This window comes from Sandarakinorhabdus limnophila DSM 17366 (assembly GCF_945882885.1).
GTDB lineage: Bacteria > Pseudomonadota > Alphaproteobacteria > Sphingomonadales > Sphingomonadaceae > Sandarakinorhabdus > Sandarakinorhabdus limnophila_A.
Genome location: NZ_CAMCWT010000046.1, coordinates 1 through 20,206, shown reverse-complemented (window position 1 = coordinate 20,206; position 20,206 = coordinate 1). Strand labels below are relative to the sequence as shown.

The 20,206-nt window shown below is 65.4% G+C and carries 17 protein-coding genes; 12 read left to right on the top strand and 5 right to left on the bottom strand.

Going from position 1 to position 20,206, the window contains the following annotated elements:
- Both Q7O19_RS10435 and Q7O19_RS10430 read left to right on the top strand, forming a co-directional pair.
- Positions 1-2,010: TonB-dependent receptor (locus Q7O19_RS10435; protein ID WP_303810422.1), on the top strand; the 2,010-nt coding region annotated here is incomplete at its 5' end.
- A gap of 24 nt (positions 2,011-2,034) precedes the next feature.
- Positions 2,035-3,618 carry an amidohydrolase gene (locus tag Q7O19_RS10430; protein ID WP_303810420.1) on the top strand — a complete coding sequence of 528 codons (1,584 nt, stop codon included), beginning with the start codon at positions 2,035-2,037 and terminating at the stop codon, positions 3,616-3,618.
- A 74-nt stretch (positions 3,619-3,692) separates the two neighbouring features.
- Here the strand turns inward: Q7O19_RS10430 and Q7O19_RS10425 are convergent, their stop codons facing one another.
- Together Q7O19_RS10425 and Q7O19_RS10420 are read right to left on the bottom strand one after the other, a co-directional pair.
- Positions 3,693-4,436, bottom strand: a complete 744-nt coding sequence (locus Q7O19_RS10425) for a class I SAM-dependent methyltransferase (RefSeq protein ID WP_303810418.1) — start codon at positions 4,434-4,436, stop codon at positions 3,693-3,695.
- 25 nt (positions 4,437-4,461) lie between these two features.
- Positions 4,462-6,864 (bottom strand): zinc-dependent metalloprotease, encoded by a 2,403-nt coding sequence (locus Q7O19_RS10420; RefSeq protein WP_303810416.1) that lies wholly within the window; start codon positions 6,862-6,864, stop codon positions 4,462-4,464.
- Positions 6,865-6,966: 102 nt separating this feature from the next.
- Here Q7O19_RS10420 and Q7O19_RS10415 point away from each other — a divergent pair, with 102 nt between their 5' ends.
- The gene (locus Q7O19_RS10415) at positions 6,967-7,530 is read left to right on the top strand and encodes a cysteine dioxygenase (RefSeq protein WP_303810414.1); all 564 of its coding nucleotides are present in this window, start codon (positions 6,967-6,969) and stop codon (positions 7,528-7,530) included.
- On the opposite strand, the gene Q7O19_RS10410 is transcribed toward Q7O19_RS10415, so the two are convergent.
- A complete protein-coding gene (locus tag Q7O19_RS10410; RefSeq protein ID WP_303810413.1) occupies positions 7,527-8,369 on the bottom strand; it encodes a kinase in 843 nt (280 codons plus the stop codon). The genes Q7O19_RS10415 and Q7O19_RS10410 overlap by 4 nt on opposite strands.
- Before the next feature lie 103 nt (positions 8,370-8,472).
- Between Q7O19_RS10410 and Q7O19_RS10405 the strand changes: the two genes are divergently transcribed.
- The 8 genes from Q7O19_RS10405 (at position 8,473) to Q7O19_RS10370 (ending at position 17,213) form a co-directional block, all read left to right on the top strand.
- The gene (locus tag Q7O19_RS10405; protein ID WP_303810411.1) at positions 8,473-9,615 is read left to right on the top strand and encodes an acyl-CoA dehydrogenase family protein; all 1,143 of its coding nucleotides are present in this window, start codon (positions 8,473-8,475) and stop codon (positions 9,613-9,615) included.
- Between the two features lie 73 nt (positions 9,616-9,688).
- Positions 9,689-10,942 (top strand): acetyl-CoA C-acetyltransferase, encoded by a 1,254-nt coding sequence (locus Q7O19_RS10400; protein WP_303810409.1) that lies wholly within the window; start codon positions 9,689-9,691, stop codon positions 10,940-10,942.
- Positions 10,943-10,964: 22 nt separating this feature from the next.
- Positions 10,965-12,173 (top strand): CoA transferase, encoded by a 1,209-nt coding sequence (locus Q7O19_RS10395; RefSeq protein WP_303810408.1) that lies wholly within the window; start codon positions 10,965-10,967, stop codon positions 12,171-12,173.
- Positions 12,170-12,970, top strand: coding sequence for a hypothetical protein (locus Q7O19_RS10390; protein ID WP_303810407.1), 801 nt, complete (start codon positions 12,170-12,172; stop codon positions 12,968-12,970). Before Q7O19_RS10395 ends, Q7O19_RS10390 begins: the two co-directional genes overlap by 4 nt.
- A 4-nt stretch (positions 12,971-12,974) precedes the next feature.
- Positions 12,975-14,123, top strand: a complete 1,149-nt coding sequence (locus Q7O19_RS10385) for an acyl-CoA dehydrogenase family protein (RefSeq protein WP_303810406.1) — start codon at positions 12,975-12,977, stop codon at positions 14,121-14,123.
- Positions 14,120-15,316, top strand: coding sequence for an acetyl-CoA C-acetyltransferase (locus tag Q7O19_RS10380; RefSeq protein WP_303810404.1), 1,197 nt, complete (start codon positions 14,120-14,122; stop codon positions 15,314-15,316). The genes Q7O19_RS10385 and Q7O19_RS10380 overlap by 4 nt, the downstream gene beginning before the upstream one ends.
- A gap of 242 nt (positions 15,317-15,558) precedes the next feature.
- Positions 15,559-16,746, top strand: coding sequence for a CaiB/BaiF CoA-transferase family protein (locus Q7O19_RS10375; RefSeq protein ID WP_303810401.1), 1,188 nt, complete (start codon positions 15,559-15,561; stop codon positions 16,744-16,746).
- A 65-nt stretch (positions 16,747-16,811) separates the two neighbouring features.
- Complete coding sequence (locus Q7O19_RS10370) at positions 16,812-17,213, top strand: hypothetical protein (protein ID WP_303810400.1); 402 nt, start codon at positions 16,812-16,814, stop codon at positions 17,211-17,213.
- Between the two features lies 1 nt (position 17,214).
- Here the strand turns inward: Q7O19_RS10370 and Q7O19_RS10365 are convergent, their stop codons facing one another.
- Together Q7O19_RS10365 and Q7O19_RS10360 are read right to left on the bottom strand one after the other, a co-directional pair.
- On the bottom strand, positions 17,215-18,015 hold the full coding sequence (locus Q7O19_RS10365) for a crotonase/enoyl-CoA hydratase family protein (RefSeq protein WP_303810398.1): 801 nt from the start codon (positions 18,013-18,015) through the stop codon (positions 17,215-17,217).
- A 9-nt stretch (positions 18,016-18,024) separates the two neighbouring features.
- Positions 18,025-19,911: an acyl-CoA dehydrogenase family protein gene (locus tag Q7O19_RS10360; RefSeq protein WP_303810396.1), complete on the bottom strand. Its 1,887-nt coding sequence runs from the start codon at positions 19,909-19,911 to the stop codon at positions 18,025-18,027.
- 104 nt (positions 19,912-20,015) lie between these two features.
- On the opposite strand from Q7O19_RS10360, the gene Q7O19_RS10355 reads away from it, so the two are divergent.
- A partial coding sequence (locus tag Q7O19_RS10355; protein ID WP_303810394.1) for a serine dehydratase beta chain occupies positions 20,016-20,206 on the top strand: 191 nt, incomplete at its 3' end.

Here is a 20,206-nt window from a genome sequence, read left to right as displayed (position 1 = left end):
GGCCAGGCCAGCCTGAACCAGTTCACCTACGGCCCAAATCGCGGTCAGTGGATGGTGGGGGGCGATTTCCGGGTGAGCCGCGAAGGCCACTGGAGCAGCAACAGCCTGTCGCCTGATGAAGAGCGCGGCAACGTCTTTGGCCGCCTCAGCTTTGAGGTGAGCAGCGCCTTCGTGCCGTTCGTGCAGTACAGCTATTCCGGCTACAACGGCCGCAGCTTCTACCAGCAGACGCCGTCGGTTGGCGTCACCATCCAGCGCGACAACGCCTTCCTGCCCACCGCGCTGGTGGCCGACATGACGGCGCGCGGCCTCACCAACATCTCGATCGGCACCAGCAACAATGGCTTCCCGGCCGCCGGTTCCAACAACACCCGCGAAGTCTATCGCTTCGTCGCCGGCGCCGATGGCGAATTCGAACTGGGCAAGGGCAGCTGGAAATATGCGGCCTATTATCAGGTGGGTGTTGCCAAGACCAACGAACTGCTCACCAACACCTGGCTCAACAGCCGGGTGACGCTGGCGCAGGATGCGGTGCGCGCGCCTGCCGGCAATGCCGCCGGCATCGCGGCCGGCACCATCGTCTGCCGTTCGACCCTGACCGCTCCGACCAACGGCTGCGTTCCCTTGAACCGCATTGGTATCGGCGGCGTCACCCAGGCCGCCATCGATTATGTGTTCAACAACGGCCAGCAGCCGCAGCGCTTCCAGTCGCTGCGTCAGGACGTGGCGGCCATCAACATTTCCACCAACGAACTGTTCGACACCTGGGCCGGCCCGGTCAGCTTTGCCTTTGGCGGTGAATATCGCCGCGAACGGGTGAATGGCTCGGTCGATCCGCAGTTCAACAGCGGCTGGCTCTACGGCAACTACCTTGTCACCAGCGGCAGCTATGACGTGAAGGAATTCTTCGCCGAAACCGTGGTGCCGCTGGCCAAGGGCCTGGATTTCAACGGCGCCATCCGCCAGACCGATTATTCCACCAGCGGCAGCGTCACCACCTGGAAGGCCGGCGCCACCTGGCAGATCATTGATGATTTCAAACTGCGCGTGGTGCGCAGCCGCGATATCCGTGCGCCCAATTTGAACGAGCTGTTCGCGCCGGGCACCGCCCGCACCAACACGGTGAACGTGCCGTTGCCCGGCGGCGGCCAGCGCACCGATCAGTTCACCGAACAGACCACCGGCAACACCACGCTGCAGCCGGAAGTTGCGCTCACCTGGGGCGTTGGCGGTGTGTTCACGCCCAGCTTCCTGCCCGGCTTTGCCGCTTCGGTGGATTATTTCGACATTGATCTGTCCGGCGCCATCGCCACCATCACGGCGCAGACCATCACCACTTTGTGCCTGGAACAGAATCGCCAGGATCTGTGCCAGTTCATGACCTTCAACGGCCCGCCCGGCACGTCCAGCCCGGTCACCGGCATCCGGCTGGTGCCGTTCAACTTCGCTTCGGTGAAGGTGCGCGGGATCGATCTGGAAGCCAGCTACCGCTTTGATCTGGGCGGCGGCAAGGCAACGCTGCGCGCGCTGGCCAGCCATTATATCGATAACATCATCGATAACGGCATCGACGTGGCCCGCGATCTGGCCGGGCAGAATGCCGGCGGCGGCGATGCCACGCCGTCGTGGAATTACCGCCTCACCGCCAATTACGAGATCGACAGCTGGAGCTTCAACCTGATCGGCCGCGGCTTCTCGGGCGGGGTGTATGATAACAACTTCATCGAGTGCACCACCGGTTGCCCGGCGTCCACGCCGCAGGCCCGCACGATCAACAACAACCAGATCGCCGGCCAATGGTATGTGGATGCCTCGATCACCAAGAAGGTGAAGCTGGGCGGATCCAAGGTTGATCTGTTCCTGTATGTCCGCAACCTGCTGAACAGCGATCCGGTGCTGGTGGGCAACGGCCCGACCGGCAACAACACGCCGGCCTATCCGCAAACCAACCGCAACTTGTATGATGTGCTGGGCCGCGTGTACCGTATGGGCGTGCGTTTCGAATATTGAGAAGCCAACAGGGGGGCGTTGACGATGAAGACTGCCAAGATGATCGCCGCAATGCTGGCGGCAAGTGTGATGGCCAGCCCGGCGCTGGCGCTGGCCACGCCGGCCCAGAAGAAGGTCGCCGCCGAACTGGTCGACGCGCAGACCAAGCTGGCGCAGGAAATGGTCGACATGGTGTTCAGCTATGCCGAACCCGGTTTCCAGGAACACAAGACCAGCGAATATCTGACGGGCATCCTCGAAAAGAACGGCTTCACCGTGGTGCGCGGCGCTGCCGGCATCCCGACGGCCTTCACCGCCACCTGGTCCAACGGCCCTGGCCCGAAGATCGCGCTGGGCAGTGATATCGATGGCCTGCTCGGCCTGTCGCAATATCCCGGCGTCGTGCAGATGAAGCCGATGGTAGAAGGCGGCCCCGGCCACGGCGAAGGCCACAACAGCGGCATGCCGATGATGATCGTTGCCGCCATCGCCGCCAAGCAGGTGATGGAAAAGAACGGCATCAAGGGCACGCTGATGCTGTGGCCCGGCGTTGCCGAAGAACTGCTCGCCACCAAGGCCTATTATGTGCGCGCCGGCATGTTCAAGGATGTGGACGCGTCCATCTTCGCGCACGTTGGCCGCGATTTCGGCGTGAGCTGGGGCCCAGCCGGCAACAACGGCATGGTCAGCGTGGAATACACGTTCAAGGGCAAGACCGCCCACGCCGCCGGCCAGCCCTGGGACGGCCGCAGCGCGCTGGACGCCGTTGAACTGATGAACATCGGCTGGAACATGCGGCGCGAGCATCTGCCAGTGACGCAGCGCAGCCATTATGTGATCACCGAAGGTGGCGGCCAGCCCAACATCGTGCCGGAAAAGGCCAGCGTCTGGTATTATTTCCGCGAAGGCAGCTTCGCCAAGATCCGCGGCCTGTATGAAATCGGCAACCGCATCGCCGATGCCGCCGCCATGGCCACCGATACGACCGTCACCAAGCGGACCCTGGGCTACGCTGCGCCAAACTATGGCAACAAGCCGCTGGCCGAAGCGCTGTACGCCAACATCAAGAGCGTTGGCCTGCCCAGCTGGTCTGCGGCCGATCAGGGCTTTGCCAAGGCGATGCAGCAGGCCAACGGCCAGAAGGTGGAGGCGCTCTCCACGACGCTCGCGCCGCTTTCGACGCCCGATCTGCGCGGCGTTTCGATGGGCGGCGGTTCGGATGACATTGGCGACATCATGTGGACGGTGCCCACCGTCACCATCCGTTATCCGTCCAACATCCCCAACGCAATCGGCCACAACCGCCAATCGGCCATCGCCATGGCGACGCCGATCGCCCACAAGGGCGTGGTGGTCGCCGCCAAGGCCGTTGCCATGACCATCCTCGATCTGGCGACCACGCCCAAGATCATCACGGATGCCAAGACCTATCAGCAGGACGTGCAGTTCAAGAGCGACAAGTACGACCCGCTGCTGACGCCTGAGGACAAGCCGGCGATCTGGCTGAACGCCGACATCATGAGCAAGATGCGGCCGCAACAGGAAAAATTCTATTATGACCCGGCCAAGTACAAGAGCTACCTGGAACAACTGGGCATCAATTACGAGGATTTCGCCAAGGTGAAGTGAGCCTTGCGCGATCCGCAAACCGAAGGGCCGGTGCCGCGAGGCGCCGGCCCTTTTCCTTTGCGCGTGACTTGCGCTCAGTCCGCCGCCATTTCCGGTTCCGCGATGACGAGGCGATAGCCTGCGTCATAGGTCTGCTTCGTCCTCAGATCTCCATAACGTCGATCCCATGCACCCGACTGGAGGTCGTCCGCCAGCCGTGCGAGGCCAGCATCCGATCCCCGCAGCGCCCAGAAGGACGAACTGCCCGATCGGATGTGCGCGTCGAGATAGGCCTCTGGCCGCCGCCAATAGGCATAGAGAAAACCGTCCGTGCAATCGTGCGGCAACCACAAGGGCTCGATGCGGACGGGGCCCAGCCAGCGCGCATAATCCGCCATGGTTGGCATCTGCGCCTCGTCCAGCCGGGCCAGTTCGGGCAGATACTCCGTCAGCCATGGCCGCTGCGCCGGATCGAAGGTGAGCAGCACGATGCGCCCCTTCGTCACCCGCCGCATCTCGCGCAGACCCGCCTGCTTGTCGGGCCAGTGATGGATGGTCAGGATCGCCATTGCCGCATCGAACGCGTTGTTTGCAAACGGCAGCGCATCGGCGCTGGCCTGCACCACGGCCGCCGCCGGGTGGCGGCGTTTGCGGATCATTTCGATGGAAGGCTCCACCGCCGTGACCTCGCGATCGGCCGGCTCATAGGACCCCGTGCCGGCGCCAACATTGATCACCCTGCGCGCCGGCCCCAGCGCCTGCGCAATCGCCGCCGCAATCCGTGCATCGGGAATGCGCAGATCGGCATAGTTGATGCCGATGCTGTCGTAACGAGCCACGGCTGTCAGTCTTGAAGCGCCGGGATCACAATGGCGGCCCTGGCGGCAGCGGGTTGCGGCTGCGCGGGCCCTTGCCCCACGGCACGCCAATCGATTTGGGCGCCTTGCCCGCCGGATCGGCGAGATAGGCGCTGATGTCGGCGGCGGTCTGGCGGTTGAAGCTGGCCCCATGGGCATCGCCGCCGCGCGTCGGCAGCATCTTGGCCAGATCGCCCAGCGTCTGCAGCGCCATCGCGCGGGCTTCCGGGGCGGTGGTGCTGTTCGCCCCCAGGATCATCAGGCCATCCAGCACCACCTTCTGCACCACGCGCAGCAGCGCAGCCTCGCCGGCATTGCCCGGCGTCTGGGTGTTCCAGCTCACGGCCATCAGCGCGTCGATCAGATCGGGCAGGGTGATGCCCTTGATGCCGCGCGCCTGCAGGCTCACCAGCCGCGTCGCGCGGTCGGGGGCGAGCAGGGGCTCCACCACCAGTGCAGCGGCAATGCGCGCGGCCTGCAGCTGGTTGAACACCGGATCGTCGGACAGATCCTCCAGGTTGCGGCCCGGATCGGGGGTCAATTCGGCCAGCAGTGCTTCCGGGATCGCCAGTTCAGCCGGAGACAGCGCGCGCTGCAGCAGGGCCAGCGTATCGACCTGCAGCTTCGCCGGGATCGGGCTGGTCGCCGGGCCGGGCTCGCCCTTCACCTTGATGTCGGTATAGAGCCCGCCGATATATTTCACGGCCGATTCCACCTGGTAGCGGTGGTGGAGATAGACCATCCACAGCCGCAGGTTCCTGAGTTCGCCCACCGGCTCACCCGGTAGTAGCACGCTGTCAGGCCCATAATTGGCCAGCATGATCCGTCGCGCCGCCAGCGCCTCGGCAAGGCCCTCGGCCGGGGTCGCGCGATCATCATACCAGGTCCAGCGCGGATCACTGTCCGGCACATAGAGCAGGCCCTTTTTGCGCATGTCGGCAATGATCGCCTCCAGCCCGGCCTTCTCACTGGCCAAGGGCGTATAGGCATAACGCGCCATCATCACGTCATAGGCACCGATCGCCTTCTGGAAACTCTCGCTCAGATCCAGCTTGCCGCCCTTCACCGTCACCCGCGGTGTCGGATATTCCATCACCGATGCGCGGTTATTGAGACTCGACGCGAAATTATGCCCAAAGCCCAGCGCATGGCCGAACTCATGCGCCGTCAGCAACGCCTGGCGTAGCAGCACCATGTCGCGCTGGCCCTGCGGCATGGCGGCGAACTGGCCGTTCACCAACGAAGCATCCGCCACTGTCACCCCGCTGCCATCGCCCGGCAGGCCGCCGGCATAGGCATCCCAATAATTGCCCACGGTGCGGATGCGGTGGCTGTCCATCCGCACCTTTGCGCCCAGGATCTCGCCGGTGCGCGGATCGCGATAGGAACCGCCGGACGAAAAGCCGCGCTCATCGCGGTTGATCCACTGCATATAATTGTAGCGGATATCCTGCGCATCCATGTCCGCCGGCGCGTCCTTGGCCACCAGCGCGTTCCTGAAACCGGCGGCTTCATAGGCCTTGTTCCACCACAGCAGGCCCTGCTTCATGGCGTGGCGCACCGGCGCCGGGATGGCCGGATCGAAATAGACGGTGATCGGCGTCACCGGCTCGGAAAGCGCCGCGCCCGAGTCCTTCTTTTCCAGCCGCCAGCGCGTCACCCATTCCGTATCGATGCCACCCGAAAAGGGCGCGCTGAAATCCTTGAACTTCAACGTGGAAACCCCGATGCGCGGGTCTGCCACGCGCGGGGCGTAGCCGGTGGGCGGCGCCTTCAGGAAACTGTGGTGCACCCGCATCGTCACCAGGCCGGGTGTCGGTGCCACTTCGCGCACCAGCCCGCCGGGATTGTCGGCGCTGAAAGTGGCGAAAATCTCCAACTCGGTGTTGAGCGGATAGGCCTTGGTGCGCGCCGCGTTCAGCGCCGAACGGCCAGCGTCGAACTTGTAGGCACCCTGGTTGGCCCGGCGCATGATCGCCTCCACGCCGGCCGCATCGCGCATCACCAGCGCGGTCGCGTCCACCACGATCTTGCCGCCAGCGTCGCTCTCGATGGGCAGGCTGGCAATGATCGAGGTGGGGAAACTGTCCTTCACGCCCTCGCGGTGCGCGGCATCGCCGGAAAGGCTGCGGAAGGCGAGATTCTGCTCCTCCACCAGGATCTTGGCTCCAACGCGGCGGAAATGGATCAGGCTTGAATCCATCGTGCCACGATCCAACGGCAATTCCACCGATCCGCCGCCACTGGCCAGGCTGATGTAGTAAAGAATATCCGTATCCAGCGCCGGAATTGTGAGCAGCACGCGCCCTTTCGCGGCATCAATGCTCACTGGCATATAGGCCGCATCCTGTGCCAGAGCTGGCGCCGCCGCCAGCGCCACCAACGCCGTGCCCATCAAAAACCGCTTCATGCCTGCCCCCATTGATCAAATCCTGTGCAGAGTGGCACCCGAACCCGGCCAGCGAAAGCCGGTTTTTGACGCAGGCCCAGCCCTGCGCCACACTCGCCACACATGAACACGCCCGATCCCCTGATGCGCTTCATCGCCGCCGTGCATCACGCCCTCGGCCAACCTGCCGCGCATGAAACAGTTGCTGCCGCGCTGGCCCGTCTGGTCGCGCGTGACGATTGGCTGCCCCCCGCCTATGCCCAGCCGCACCCCGAACATTACCAGCAATATCTGCTCCATGCCGATCCCGCCGGACGCTTTTCCGTGGTCAGCTTCGTATGGGGCCCGGGGCAGGCGACGCCCGTCCATGATCATGGCGTCTGGGGCGCCGTGGGCGTGCTGCGCGGCGCCGAACACAGCCAGGCCTACACCGCCGACGGCACCACCCCACCGCGCGCCATCGGTGATCCCCATACGCTCCAGCCCGGCATGGTCGAACGGGTCGGCCCGGAATTGGGCGACATCCACAAAGTCTCCAACGCCGCCGAAATCGTCTCGGTGAGCATCCACGTTTATGGCACCGACATCGGCCGCCACCCGCGCCACGTCTATCCGCCAGAGGGCGGCATCAAGCCCTTCATCTCCGGCTACGCCAACGGCCCCGACACGCCGGCTTTCGCGGGCTAGGAACGCGCCTGTCCGATCACCCGCCGCTGCCCATCCAGCTGCAGGGTGAGCCCGGCGTGACGGGGCGTATCCGCCAATTGCCAGCGGGTGAGGCGTTCGTAGTGGGCGCAGAAGCGGGCGATGGCGGCAGAGTCCATGCCCGGCCGGCCGGTGGCGCGGGTGAGACCGGCTTCCTGCCCGGCGCGCCAGCGCGGCACGGTTTCCCAATCGGGGGCGGCGAGGAAGGCGAGGGCGTCGAGCATCGCCCAGGCGCGGGCATAGCTGCCGGCCAAGGCCTGGCTGATGTGGGTGCGCCAGAGGGCGTGGGGATCTTCGGCGGCTTCCAGCGCGTTCACTGGTTCGGCGAGCAGGGCGGCGGGTTGCGGGCGGGCGCCGATGCACCAGCCTTCCAGGATCAACACGTCGATCCGCGCGAAGCGGCGCCAGTGCTGCGGGGGCAGGCGATCGTCGGCCAATTTGTCGAATACCGGCAGGCTGACCGGCCGGCCGGAACGGACGCGCAGCAGCACGTCCAGCAGCAGCGGCAGATCATGTGTGCCGGGTACGCCGCGGGTGGCGAACAGCGGGTGGATCTGGGCGGCCAGGGCCTGCCGGCGGGCGCGTGTCAGGTAGAAATCGTCGAGGGACACGGCAACAGACACGGGGGGCACGCTGCCGCCAGCATCCGGCAGCGCGCCGGCACCGTTTGGCAGCGCGCCGGCACAAACCCGCAGCCGCTTCGCCAGTTGCGCTGCTAAAGTGGACTTGCCACTGCCTTGCGCGCCGGCCAGGCCGATGATCAGCGGGCCATGCCCCAGCCGGGGCTTCAGCCAATCGAGGAGCAGGGGCAGGGCGTCCATGGCGGCAGGCTGCCCCGGCCCAGAACCACTTGCAAGCCCGGTCCCGCAACCCTGCCCATCAGGAGGGCTTGCAGACAAGGCGCTGGCAGGGCCTGATGGTGGCATGAACGATTGGCCTGATATCCGCGCCGCAGTGGCGAAACTCTGCACTGGCTTCCCCGGCGAATATTGGCGGGCGAAAGACAAGAATAGCGACTATCCCATTGAATTTGTAGAGGCGCTGACACGCGAGGGCTGGCTTTCGGCGTTGATTCCGGAAGAGTTTGGCGGCTCTGGCCTGCCGCTGTCGGCGGCCTGCGCGATATTGGAGGAGATCCACGCCAGCGGCGGCAATGGTGCGGCGGCGCATGCGCAGATGTATGTGATGGGCACGCTGCTGCGCCATGGTTCGGCGGCGCAAAAAGCCCAATATTTGCCGGCGGTTGCGCGGGGCGAGCTGCGCCTGCAGGCCTTTGGCGTGACCGAGCCGACGTCGGGCAGCGACACCCTGTCCTTGCGCACGACAGCAGTACGGGACGGCGACAACTATCTGATTAATGGTCAGAAAATCTGGACAAGCCGGGCGGCGCAGAGCGATCTGATGGTGCTGCTGGCCCGCACCACGCCCAAGGACCAGGTGGCCAAGCGCACCGAAGGCCTGTCGGTGTTCCTGCTCGACATGCGCGACTGCCCCGGACTTTCGATCCAACCGATTGAAACCATGATGAATCATGGCACGACGGCGGTGTTCTTCGATAATGTCCGCATCCCCGCCGCCAACCGCATCGGGGAGGAGGGGCAGGGCTTCCGCTACATCCTCTCCGGCATGAATGCGGAGCGGATCCTGATCGCCGCCGAATGCATTGGTGATGCGCGGTTTTTCCTTCATCGCGCAACCAGTTACGCGAAGGAGCGCCAGGTGTTTGGCCGGCCGATCGGGCAGAACCAGGGCATACAGTTTCCCTTGGCGCAGGCTCACGCCCGCGCCCATGCCGCCAGCCTGGTCGTTGCCGATGCCTGCCGCCGATACGAGTCCGGCGAAGTGGCCGGGGCGGAGGCCAACATGTCCAAGATGCTGGCCGCCGAAGCCAGCTGGCAGGCCGGCGAGGCGGCGATGCAGACGTTGGGCGGCTTCGCCTTCGCCGCCGAATATGACATCGAGCGCAAGTTCCGGGAAACACGACTTTATCAGGTAGCGCCGGTCTCCACCAACCTGATCCTCGCCTATATCGCCGAGCATGTGCTGGGCTTGCCGAAGAGTTACTGAGACTGCCAAAAACCGCAATCGACGGGGCCAATCACAAGCGTAGGTTGCGCCCAGCAATCCAAGGAGAGTTTCAATGGCCGAAGCCTATATCATCGATACCGTCCGCACGCCGCGTGGCATTGGCAAGGTGGGGAAGGGCAGCCTGGCCGACATGCACCCGCAGCATCTCGCCGCCGCCGTGCTGAAGGCCATTGCCGAGCGTAACCACATCAACACCGCCGAGGTGGACGACATCATCTGGTCGACCTCCACCCAGAAGGGCCGCCAGGGCGGCGACCTTGGCCGCATGGCCGCGCTCGATGCCGGCTATGATCTGAAGGCCAGCGGCATGACGCTGGATCGCTTCTGCGGCGGCGGCATCACCTCGGTGAACCTGGCCTCTGCCCAGATCATGAGCGGCATGGAAGATCTGCTGATCGCCGGCGGCACCGAAATGATGAGCTATACCGCCACCATGGCGCAGGAAGAGCGTGCCGCCGGGCTGGCCCCGATGATGATGGGCAGCGGCAATGCCCGCCTGCAGGCCCATCACCCGCAAAGCCACCAGGGCGTGTGCGGTGACGCGATTGCCAGCAAGGATGGCATTAGCCGCGCCGACGTCGATGCGTTGGGCCTGGAAAGCCAGAAGCGCGCTGCCGTCGCCATCGCTGAAGGCCGTTTTTCCAAGAGCGTGATCCCGGTTTATCGCGAAGACGGCACGCTGGCGCTTGACCATGAAGAGTTCCCGCGCCCGCAGACCACGATGGAAGGCCTGAGCCAGCTGGAGCCGAGCTTTGCCAAGCTGGCGGACATGCCGCTCGATGCGCAGGGCACGACCTTCCGCAAGCTGATCAACGCGAAATATCCCGATCTGAAGATCGAGCATATGCACCACGCCGGCAACTCGTCGGGCGTGGTCGATGGCGCGGCCGCCGTGCTGCTGGCCAGCAAGGCCTATGCCGAAAAGAACGGCCTGAAGCCGCGCGCCCGCATCGTGACGATGGCCAACATGGGCGATTGCCCGACGCTGATGCTCAACGCACCGGTGCCGGCCGCCCGCAAGGCGCTGGCCAAGGCGGGTTTGACCGTTGACAATATCGACCTGTGGGAGATCAACGAAGCCTTTGCCGTGGTTGCGGAAAAGTTCATCCGTGATCTGAAGCTGGACCGCGACAAGGTGAACGTGAACGGCGGCGCCATCGCGCTGGGCCATCCGATCGGCGCCACGGGTTCGATGCTGATCGGCACGGTTCTCGACGAACTGGAGCGCCGCGATCTGAAGCGCGGCCTGGTTACCATGTGCGCGGCCGGCGGCATGGCGCCTGCCATCATCATCGAGCGCATGTGATTGCAGAGCAGGGGAGGGGCTGATGTACCAGCTCCTCTACGGCCTGCGCGTTGTTGAAGCGGCGGCCTTTGTCGCCGGGCCGACCGGCGGGCTCTATCTGGCCCAGATGGGCGCCGACGTGATCCGCATCGATCAGATCGGCGGCGGCCCGGATTACAAGCGCTGGCCGCTGACCGAAGCCGGTGACAGCCTCTATTGGGAGGGGCTGAACAAGGCCAAGCGTTCGATCCAGATTGATCTGTCGCGCGCTGAAGGCCGCGAACTGGCCCTCGCCCTGGCCGCCGCGCCGGGCGACGAGGCCGGCCTGTTCCTGACCAATTTTCCGGTGGATGGCTTCCTTTCCCACGCGGCGCTGGCCGCGCACCGGCCCGACATCATCACGGCGCGCATCATGGGCTGGGCCGATGGCAAGCCGGCGCTGGATTACACGGTGAATGCCGCCGTGGGTGTGCCAGCGATGACCGGGCCGGTGGGCGATACGCGGCCCGTGAATGCCGTGCTGCCGGCCTGGGATCTGCTCGGCGGCACCTGGGCGGCCTTTGCCATGGTCAGCGCCCTGCATCGCCGCCGGCAGACGGGGGAGGGGGCCGAGATCCGCGTTCCGCTCTCCGATCTGGCTGCCACCTCGATGTCCCATCTCGGTTTTGCCGCTGAAGCGCTGTTGCAGGACGATCGCGGCCGGCTGGGCAATGATCTGTTCGGCGCGTTCGGGCGGGATTTTGCCACCGCAGATGGCCAGCGCATCTACCTTGTCGCCATCACGCCGAAACAATGGCGCGGCTTGGTGGCCGCCCTCGGTCTGGCCGACGCCGTGGCGGCGGTGGAGTCCCAGACGGGAGCCGATTTTACCAGGGACGAAGGCGCGCGGTTCACGCAGCGGGCGCTGCTGTTCCCGCTGTTCGAAGCGGCGATGGCGGCGCAGAAACTGGCCGAGCTTGGCCCACGCCTTGATGCGGCCTGCGTCACCTGGGGGCCGTATCAGACATTGGCTGAGGCCGTGCATGGCGATGCGCGGCTGTTCACCGCCAATCCGCAGTTCCAGACCATCGCGCACAAATCCGGCCTCACCTATCCCGCTGCCGGTCCGGCGGCGACGCTGGCTGGCGAAGCGCGCGGGGCCGTGCGGCCGGCGCCGCAGCTTGGTGCGGATACCGACGCGGTGCTGGCCGAAGTGTTGGGCCTTGCCAGTGGCGCCATCGGCAAGCTGCACGACGAAGGGCTGGTAGCATGACGCCGGACGATATCGCCCACTGGCAAGGCTGGTGTGCCAAGCCGGAATGGCGCGAGGAGGTGCTGCACGGCCACGATGTGCTGCGCTTGGCCGAGGCGCTGAACTGGGATGTCGAGGCGCTGGGCTGGCCGCCCCTTGGCCATCTCGCGCTGTTCCTGCCGCCGCCTGGACCGCGCGGGATGGATGGCCACCCGGCGCGGGGCGGCTTCTTCCCTCCGGTTTTCCTGCCGCGCCGGATGTTTGCCAGTGCAGACTATCAGTTTCACCGCCCGCTGATCGCCGGCATGCCCGCCATGCAGATGCGTGTGCTCGACAGCCTGACGTCCAAGACCGGCAAGACCGGTACGCTGCTGCTCGGCCAGGTGCGCATCGAGATCTGGCAGGAGGGCGAAAAGGCGCTGGAGGAGGTGCAGACGATTGTGTGGCGCGATGATGGCCCGCCCGTGCCGCTGCCTATCCCCGCAAGTCCGCCGCCCACGTGTGATGCGGTCTTTACCCCCGGCCCAGTCCAGCTCTTCCTGTTCTCGGCCGCCACCGCCAACGCTCACCGCATCCACTATGATCTGGCCTATGCGCAAGGCGAGGAGGGTTACCCCCGCCTTGTTGTCCACGGCCCGCTGGTGGCGGCGCAACTGCTTGGCCTGTGGGAACGGCGACACGGGCAGGCGAAGACATTCGCCTTCCGGGCCCAGGCGCCGCTGTTTGCCGGTCAGCCGATCGCGCTCAGCGCTCGCGATGATGGCTTGCAGGTGCTCCGCTGTGACGGCACGGTGGCGATGCAAGCGAACGCGGGGTGAAGCTATGGACACTGAAACCTTTGGTCTGCTGAAAGACCAGCTGGCCCGCTATGTCGAGGAACGGCTGATCCCGGCCGAAGACGCGGTGGAAGAAGCCGACGATATCCCGCCCGATATCGTAGCCGAATTCAAGGCGATGGGCCTGTTCGGCCTGTCCGTGCCGGAGGAATTTGGTGGCCTTGGCCTGACCATGGCGGAGGAATCGCAACTGGTGCGCATCCTTACCCGCGCCAGCGTCACCTTCCGCAGCCTTATCGGCACCACCGTCGGCATCGGCAGCCAGGGCATCATGATCGACGGCACCGAGGCGCAGAAGGCCGAATGGCTGCCGAAATTCGCTATGGGTGTGGCCATCGCCAGCTTCGCGTTGACCGAGCCGGGCGCCGGTTCCGATGCCGCCTCCCTGCGCTGCTCGGCGGTGCGCGAGGGCGATCATTACCGCATCAACGGCACCAAGCGTTACATCACCAACGCCCCACGCGCGACGGTCTTCACACTGATGGCCCGCACCGAACAGGACATGAAAGGTGCTGCCGGTATCAGCGCCTTCATCATCCCGGCCGACAGCCCGGGCATTTCGCTGGGCAAGCCCGATCGCAAGATGGGGCAGCGCGGCGCCAAGACCTGCGATGTGATCCTGGAAGACGTGATGGTGCCGGCCGCCAACATCATCGGCGGCGTGCCCGGCCAGGGCTTCCGCACCGCCATGAAGGTTCTCGACCGCGGCCGGATCCACATCGCTGCCGTTGCGCTGGGCATGGCGGACCGGCTGATCGAGATGAGCCTGAATTACGCCATGGAACGCCAGCAATTCGGCAGCCGCATCGGTGATTTTCAGCTGGTGCAGGCGATGCTGGCCGACATGGAGGTGGATCGGTTGACCACCGCTGCCCTGCTCGAACGCACCGCGGCGCGCTTTGATGCAGGCGAGGTGACAGCGCGCGAATGTTCGGTGCTGAAACTCCACGCCAGCGAGGCCGTGGGCCGCATTGCCGATCGCGCCGTGCAGATCCACGGCGGCGCCGGTTACATGGCGGAATACAAGGTGGAACGTTTCTATCGCGATGTACGGCTGCTTAGGATCTATGAAGGCACCAGCCAGATCCAGCAGACGATCATCGCCAAGGCCATGATGCGGGAGAAGACCCAATGAGGCGCGCAGCAATTGTTTCCCCCATTCGCACTGGGGTCGGACGTTTTGGCGGGTCGCTGGCGGGCTTACCGGCCGGCGAACTGGGCGCCATCATCCTGAAAGCGCTGATCGAACGCACCAAGATCGATCCGGAACGGGTGGACGACGTGGTGTTCGCCCACGGCTACCCCAACGGCGAAGCGCCCTGCGTGGCGCGCTGGTCGTGGTTGGCGGCGGGCTTTCCCGAATCCGTGCCGGGCGTCTCGCTCGACCGGCGGTGCGGATCCGGCCTGCAGGCGGTGATCGATGCATCGATGCGGGTGGCAACGGGCGCGGCTGATATAGTCGTGGCCGGCGGCGTCGAAAGCATGAGCCAGGTTGAATATTACAGCACCGACCACCGCAATGGCGCCCGCATGGGCAGCACCACTTTCCACGACCGCCTGGTGCGGGGTCGGGTGATGAGCCAGCCAATTAGCCGTTACGGCGTGATTTCCGGCATGATCGAAACCGCGAACAACCTCGCCAAGGATTATGGCATCAGCCGCGAGGAATGCGACGCCTATGCCGCCCAAAGCCACCAGCGCGCCGCCAAGGCCTGGGCCGATGGCAAGTTCGCCGACGAACTGGTGCCGGTGGAAATCCTGCAGAAGAAGGGCCCGCCCATCCTGTTTGCGGCGGACGAGGGCATCCGCGCCGATGCGACGCCGGAAAAGCTGGCGCTGCTGAAATCCATCGAGAAGGACGGCGTGGTGACCGCCGGCAACGCCAGCCAGCAGAACGATGGCGCGTCGGCCTGTCTGGTGGTGGCTGAAGAACTGCTTGAGCCGCTGGGCCTTGAACCCATGGCCTGGCTGACCGGTTGGGCGGCGGCCGGTTGCGATCCGTCGCGCATGGGCATCGGCCCGGTGCCAGCAGTGGAGCGGTTGTTCGCGCGCACGGGCATGAAATGGGATGATATTGATCTGGTCGAATTGAACGAAGCCTTTGCACCGCAAGTTCTGGCGGTGTTGAAAGGCTGGGGCTGGCATGATCCCGACAAGCTTAATGTCAACGGTTCAGGCATCAGTCTTGGCCATCCGATCGGCGCAACTGGTGGGCGCATATTGGCTTCGATGTGTCACGAAATGCAGCGGCGAAAGGCCCGTTTTGGATTGGAGACCATGTGCATCGGCGGTGGCCAGGGACTGGCCGCCATCTTTGAAAGAGTCTGATCACCTCTGTGCCAAGTTGTTAACTTCTTTCTGTTTTCTTGGACCTTCATAGTTTGGTAACAGAGAACTGAGTGTGACTCGGGGGAGTCAGTCGCGTACGGGGGCTTATCGTCACGATCGCGGCAAATTTCTCCAGATCGGGGCAATCGCCCTTCAGCAACGGCTAACCCCGGTCGGGGGCTAGGAGCGGTGCCAGTCCTTGCGGGCTGGCACCGTTTTCTTTTTCCGGTTACCTCCAGATCATGACTGAAATGACCGCTCCCGCCGCGCTGGCCGGCATCCGTGTGCTTGATCTGTCGCGTGTGCTGGCCGGGCCGTGGAGCACGCAGATCCTGGCCGATCTGGGCGCCGATGTGGTGAAGGTGGAAGTGCCGGGCCGTGGCGACGATACCCGCGCCTGGGGCCCGCCCTTCCTGAAAGGCGCGGACGGTGAGGACGAGATCGGAACCTCCGCTTATTATCTCGCTGCCAACCGCAACAAGCGCAGCATCGCGGTGGATTTTGCCGATCCAGCCGGCGCCGCCCTTCTGCGCGAGCTGGCGATGAAGGCTGATATCGTTATCGAGAATTTCAAGGTTGGCGGCCTGAAGAAATATGGCCTGGATTGGGAGAGCCTGCGGGCGGTGAAGCCGGGCCTGGTCTATTGTTCTGTCACCGGCTTCGGGCAGACCGGGCCTTATGCCAGCCGCGGTGGCTATGATTTCGTGGCGCAGGGCATGGGTGGCTTCATGGCCATCACTGGCGAAGAGGGCGGCCAGCCATTGCGGGCCGGGGTTGCCATGGCCGATGTCACCACCGGGCTTTATGCCACCATTTCCATCCTGGCCGCACTGCGCCATGCCGAACGCACCGGGGAGGGCCAGCAGATCGATATCAGCCTGCTCGATACCCAGATCGCCTGCCTGGCCAACCAGGCGATGAACTGGCTGGTGGGCGGCGTCGATCCCGGCCGGCTGGGCAACCGGCACCCCACGGTGGTGCCATACAAGACCTTCGATGTGGCCGATGGCACCATCATCATCGCCATCGGCAATGATGGCCAGTTCCGCGCTTTCTGCACGCTGATGGGCGTGCCGCAACTGGCGCAGGATGAGCGTTTCGGCACCGCCCGTGCCCGCCTGATCAACCGCGATGCCATCGAAGCTGAAGTGCAGCGGCTGGTGGCGAACGAACCCGGCCTGCCACTGATCGACCGGCTGGCCGCCGCCGGGGTTCCGGCCGGGCCGGTGAACAAGGTGAGCGAGGTGTTCGCCGATCCCTTCATCACCGCCCGCAATGTCGTGCATGATTTCGTGCGGGCAGACGGCGCCCATATCCCCAGCGTTGCTTTTCCTGGCAAGTTGAGCGCCACACCCGCCACGATGCGCCGCCCGCCACCGCGTGTGGGTGAAGACGAACAAAGTATTTTGGCCAATTGGCTGGGCAGTTAACCGGGTTTTAACGCAAAACGGCGACAATTACACCCTTAATGGATGCATAGTTGCGGGTGGCGAACGTGTTTCAAGATCGTGATACCAACGTCGGCGGCGTTGTCTGGGTGCAGCGCGCCTTCATCGTGATGTCGGCATTGTGGCTGGTGGTGCAGGGCCATCTTGGCAGTTTTCTGGGGCGCTGGGATGAAAGCCATCTCGCCGGCAATATCTGCTGGTTGCTGATCTTCTATTGCCTGGCGCGGACGTTGCTGGATTGGGGCCTGACCAGCCTTCGCCTGCACCGCCTTTCATCCGATGCCCTGTTTCTGCTCGCCGTGATGCTGGGCCTGGAAGTGGCGTGGCGTGCCATCGCCGGGCCGAGCGGCATGGCCACAACAGCGGGCTTTGCGACCTTCGTGATGCAGCCCTTCCTGGTGGTGATCGGGATGGCAACCCTGCATCGCAGGGACCTCAACGCCCGCTGAACTACTGTCCTTTGAATTGCGGCGGCCGCTTTTCGAGGAAGGCCGTCATTGCCTCCTTGTTGTCGCTGGTCGTGTGCGCCAGCGCCTGCATCGCGGCCGAAAGCTGCAGCACGGTTTCCAGACTGGCCTGACGCGCTTCCCACAGCAGCCGCTTGGTCATCCGCACCGCCTGCGGTGGGTTCGCAGCGATGCGAGCGGCATAGGCGCGCGCGGCGTCCAGCAACTCGGCATCCGGCACCACCTTGCTCACCAGCCCGATGCGCAGCGCTTCGGCGGCGTCCACCATGTCGCCTGTCAGCGCCATTTCGGCGGCCTTGGCATGGCCCACCACATGCGGCAGCAGCCAGGCGCCGCCATCGCCGGGGATGATGCCCAGCTTAACGAAGCTCTCGGCGAATTTCGCGCTCTCGCCGGCCACGCGAATGTCGCACATGCAGGCCAGATCGCAGCCGGCGCCGATGGCCGGGCCGTTCACCGCCGCCACGATCGGCACTTCCAGCGCGGCAAAGGCGCGGGGCAGGCGCTGGATGCCGGTGAGATAGTTGCGCCGGGTCTTGATCGGCGACGCACTGGCCAACCCGTCACCGCTCGCCATCTTCTTTAGGTTCCCACCTGATGAAAAGGCGCTGCCAGCCCCGGTCAGGATCGCGACCCTTGCATCCGGATCATTCTCGAGCCGCACCAACGCGGCGAGGATCGCATCCACCATGTCGTCATCCGAAACAGGGTTGCGCAGTTCCGGTTGATTGAGGGTCAGCGTGACGATGTGGCCATCGCGTTCGTAAAGGACATGCTCGATCATTTCTTTCTCCTAACGGACGCCAAGGCCACGCGCGATGATGCCGCGCAATATCTCGCGGGTGCCGCCGCGCAAGCTCACCATCGGGGCGATCTGCACCGTGGCGTGCAGCGTGGCCAGCAGCGATGCGGGCGGATCGGGGATCAGCGGCAACAGGCTGCGGGCGATTTCGGGGATGGCCTGTTCGAAGGTCGCGCCAAGGTCCTTCACCATCGCCGCTTCCAGCGCCGGGTCTTCACCGGCCTCCAGCAGCGCCGCCATGCCGCGGGCCATCAGCCGCAGCACCATCAGATGCGCCGCCAGCCGGCCGATGGGAGCATGGGCCGCCGCCGCGTCTTCGGGCAGTGCCGCCACCAGTTCCTCTGCCAGCACCAGTGTCGACAGGAAGCGTTCGGGGCCCGAGCGTTCGTAGGCCAGCTCGCTCATCACCTGCGCCCAGCCATTGCCTTCGCCCCCCACCAGCGCGTCGGCGGGCACGAACACATCATCGAAATGCACTTCGTTGAAATGATGCTCGCCCATCAGGTCGATGATCGGCCGCACGGTCAGGCCCGGCGTATCCATCGGCACCAGCAACTGGCTCAGCCCTTCATGCCGCTGGCCCTCTCCGGTGCGGCATAGCAGCAGCATGGCGTGCGCCTTGTGGGCATAGGTGGTCCACAATTTCGTGCCGTTCACCCGCCAGCCGCCGTCCACCGGCCGCGCGCGGGTGGTGAGCGCAGCCAGATCGGAACCTGCCCCCGGCTCGCTCATGCCGATACAGGCAAACAGTTCGCCGCGCGCGATGGCGGGCAGATAGGCCGCCTGCTGGGCCGGCGTGCCGAATTTGAGCAACAATGGCCCGGTCTGCCGGTCGGCGATCCAGTGCGCCGCCACCGGCGCGCCGGCAGCGAGCAATTCCTCGATCACCACCAGCCGGTCGAGCGCGCTCTTCTCGTGCCCGCCCACCGCCTTCGGCCATGTCATCGCCAGCCAACCGCGTTCGCCCAGCTTGCGACTGAAATCGGGGCTGTGGCCGTTCCAGCTGTGGACGCGGACATCCGGGGGCAGGGCGGCGAGCTCCTCGGCCAGGAAATCACGCACGTCGGCGCGCAAATCGGCACGCGTGGCGGTTTCGGCCACCACCGGAAAGCGGAAACGATCACCGGCCGTGGCCGGTTCGGCGAGACCGAGCAGCGGTTCGTCCGTCGCCAGCCGCCACAGGCTGCCCCGCGCCAGCACGTCAGCGCCCAGCCGTGTGTGCCAATCATGTTCGCTGCCGGCCGTATCGCGGCGCTGCCATAGCGCACGCGTGAACAGGTGCAGGCGGTGTTCCGCCGTCACGCCGATGGCGCCGTGCAACTGGTGCGCCAGGGCTGCGACCACGCCGGCCGCTTCGCTGGCGCGGGCCTTGCCTGCCGCCACCATCGCCCAGCTTTCACCCGCCAGGCCCAGGCCTGCCAGCCCGACCGCTCCGCCGGCTGCAGCGGTTTCGGCCGCCATCTGCGCCAGGCTGTGCTGCACCGCCTGGTTCTTCGACAGCGGCTTGCCGAACTGCTGGCGCGTCTGGGTCCACTCCAGGGTCAGCGCCAGCACGGTTTCGGCGAGGCCGGCGATCTCGGCGCTGGCCAGCGCCGGCACCCACAGCTCGGCCGGACACTCTGGCGCCGCGTCGATCATCGCTTCGGCCAGCGGCCACGGCGCGCCGGCCTTGCCGTGCGCGCGGGCGATGGCCAGCACGGTCGCCGCATCCAGCGCCAATCCGCCCGCCGCTTCACTGGCTAGCGCCAGCGGCAGGCCGGCGCCGCTGATGGCGTCCCAGCCGTCCGCTCGGCCGCCTGCACGCGAAGCGCGCAGGCGCGCGTCCGTCGCTTCATGCGCGAGCAACCGGCTCACTTGATCGATCAGCACATCATCCATGGCCCCAGCTTAGGCGCAGCTTTCGTCTCCGCACAGGCTGGAGTTTCCGGCAGGCATTGCGGCCCCCCATTGCCCTTCTGCGCCGCCTGGTCCACGATTCCGCCATGCTTTCGGTGCTCGACATGTTTCGCGTGGGCGTTGGCCCGTCCAGTTCGCACACGGTGGGGCCGATGCGCATTGCGCTGCGCTATGGCCAACGGCTGGCGCGGCGGCGCTGGCCGGAGGGTGCGCGGGTGGTGGTGACGCTGCAAGGCAGCCTCGCCTTCACCGGCCATGGCCACGGAACGTTACGGGC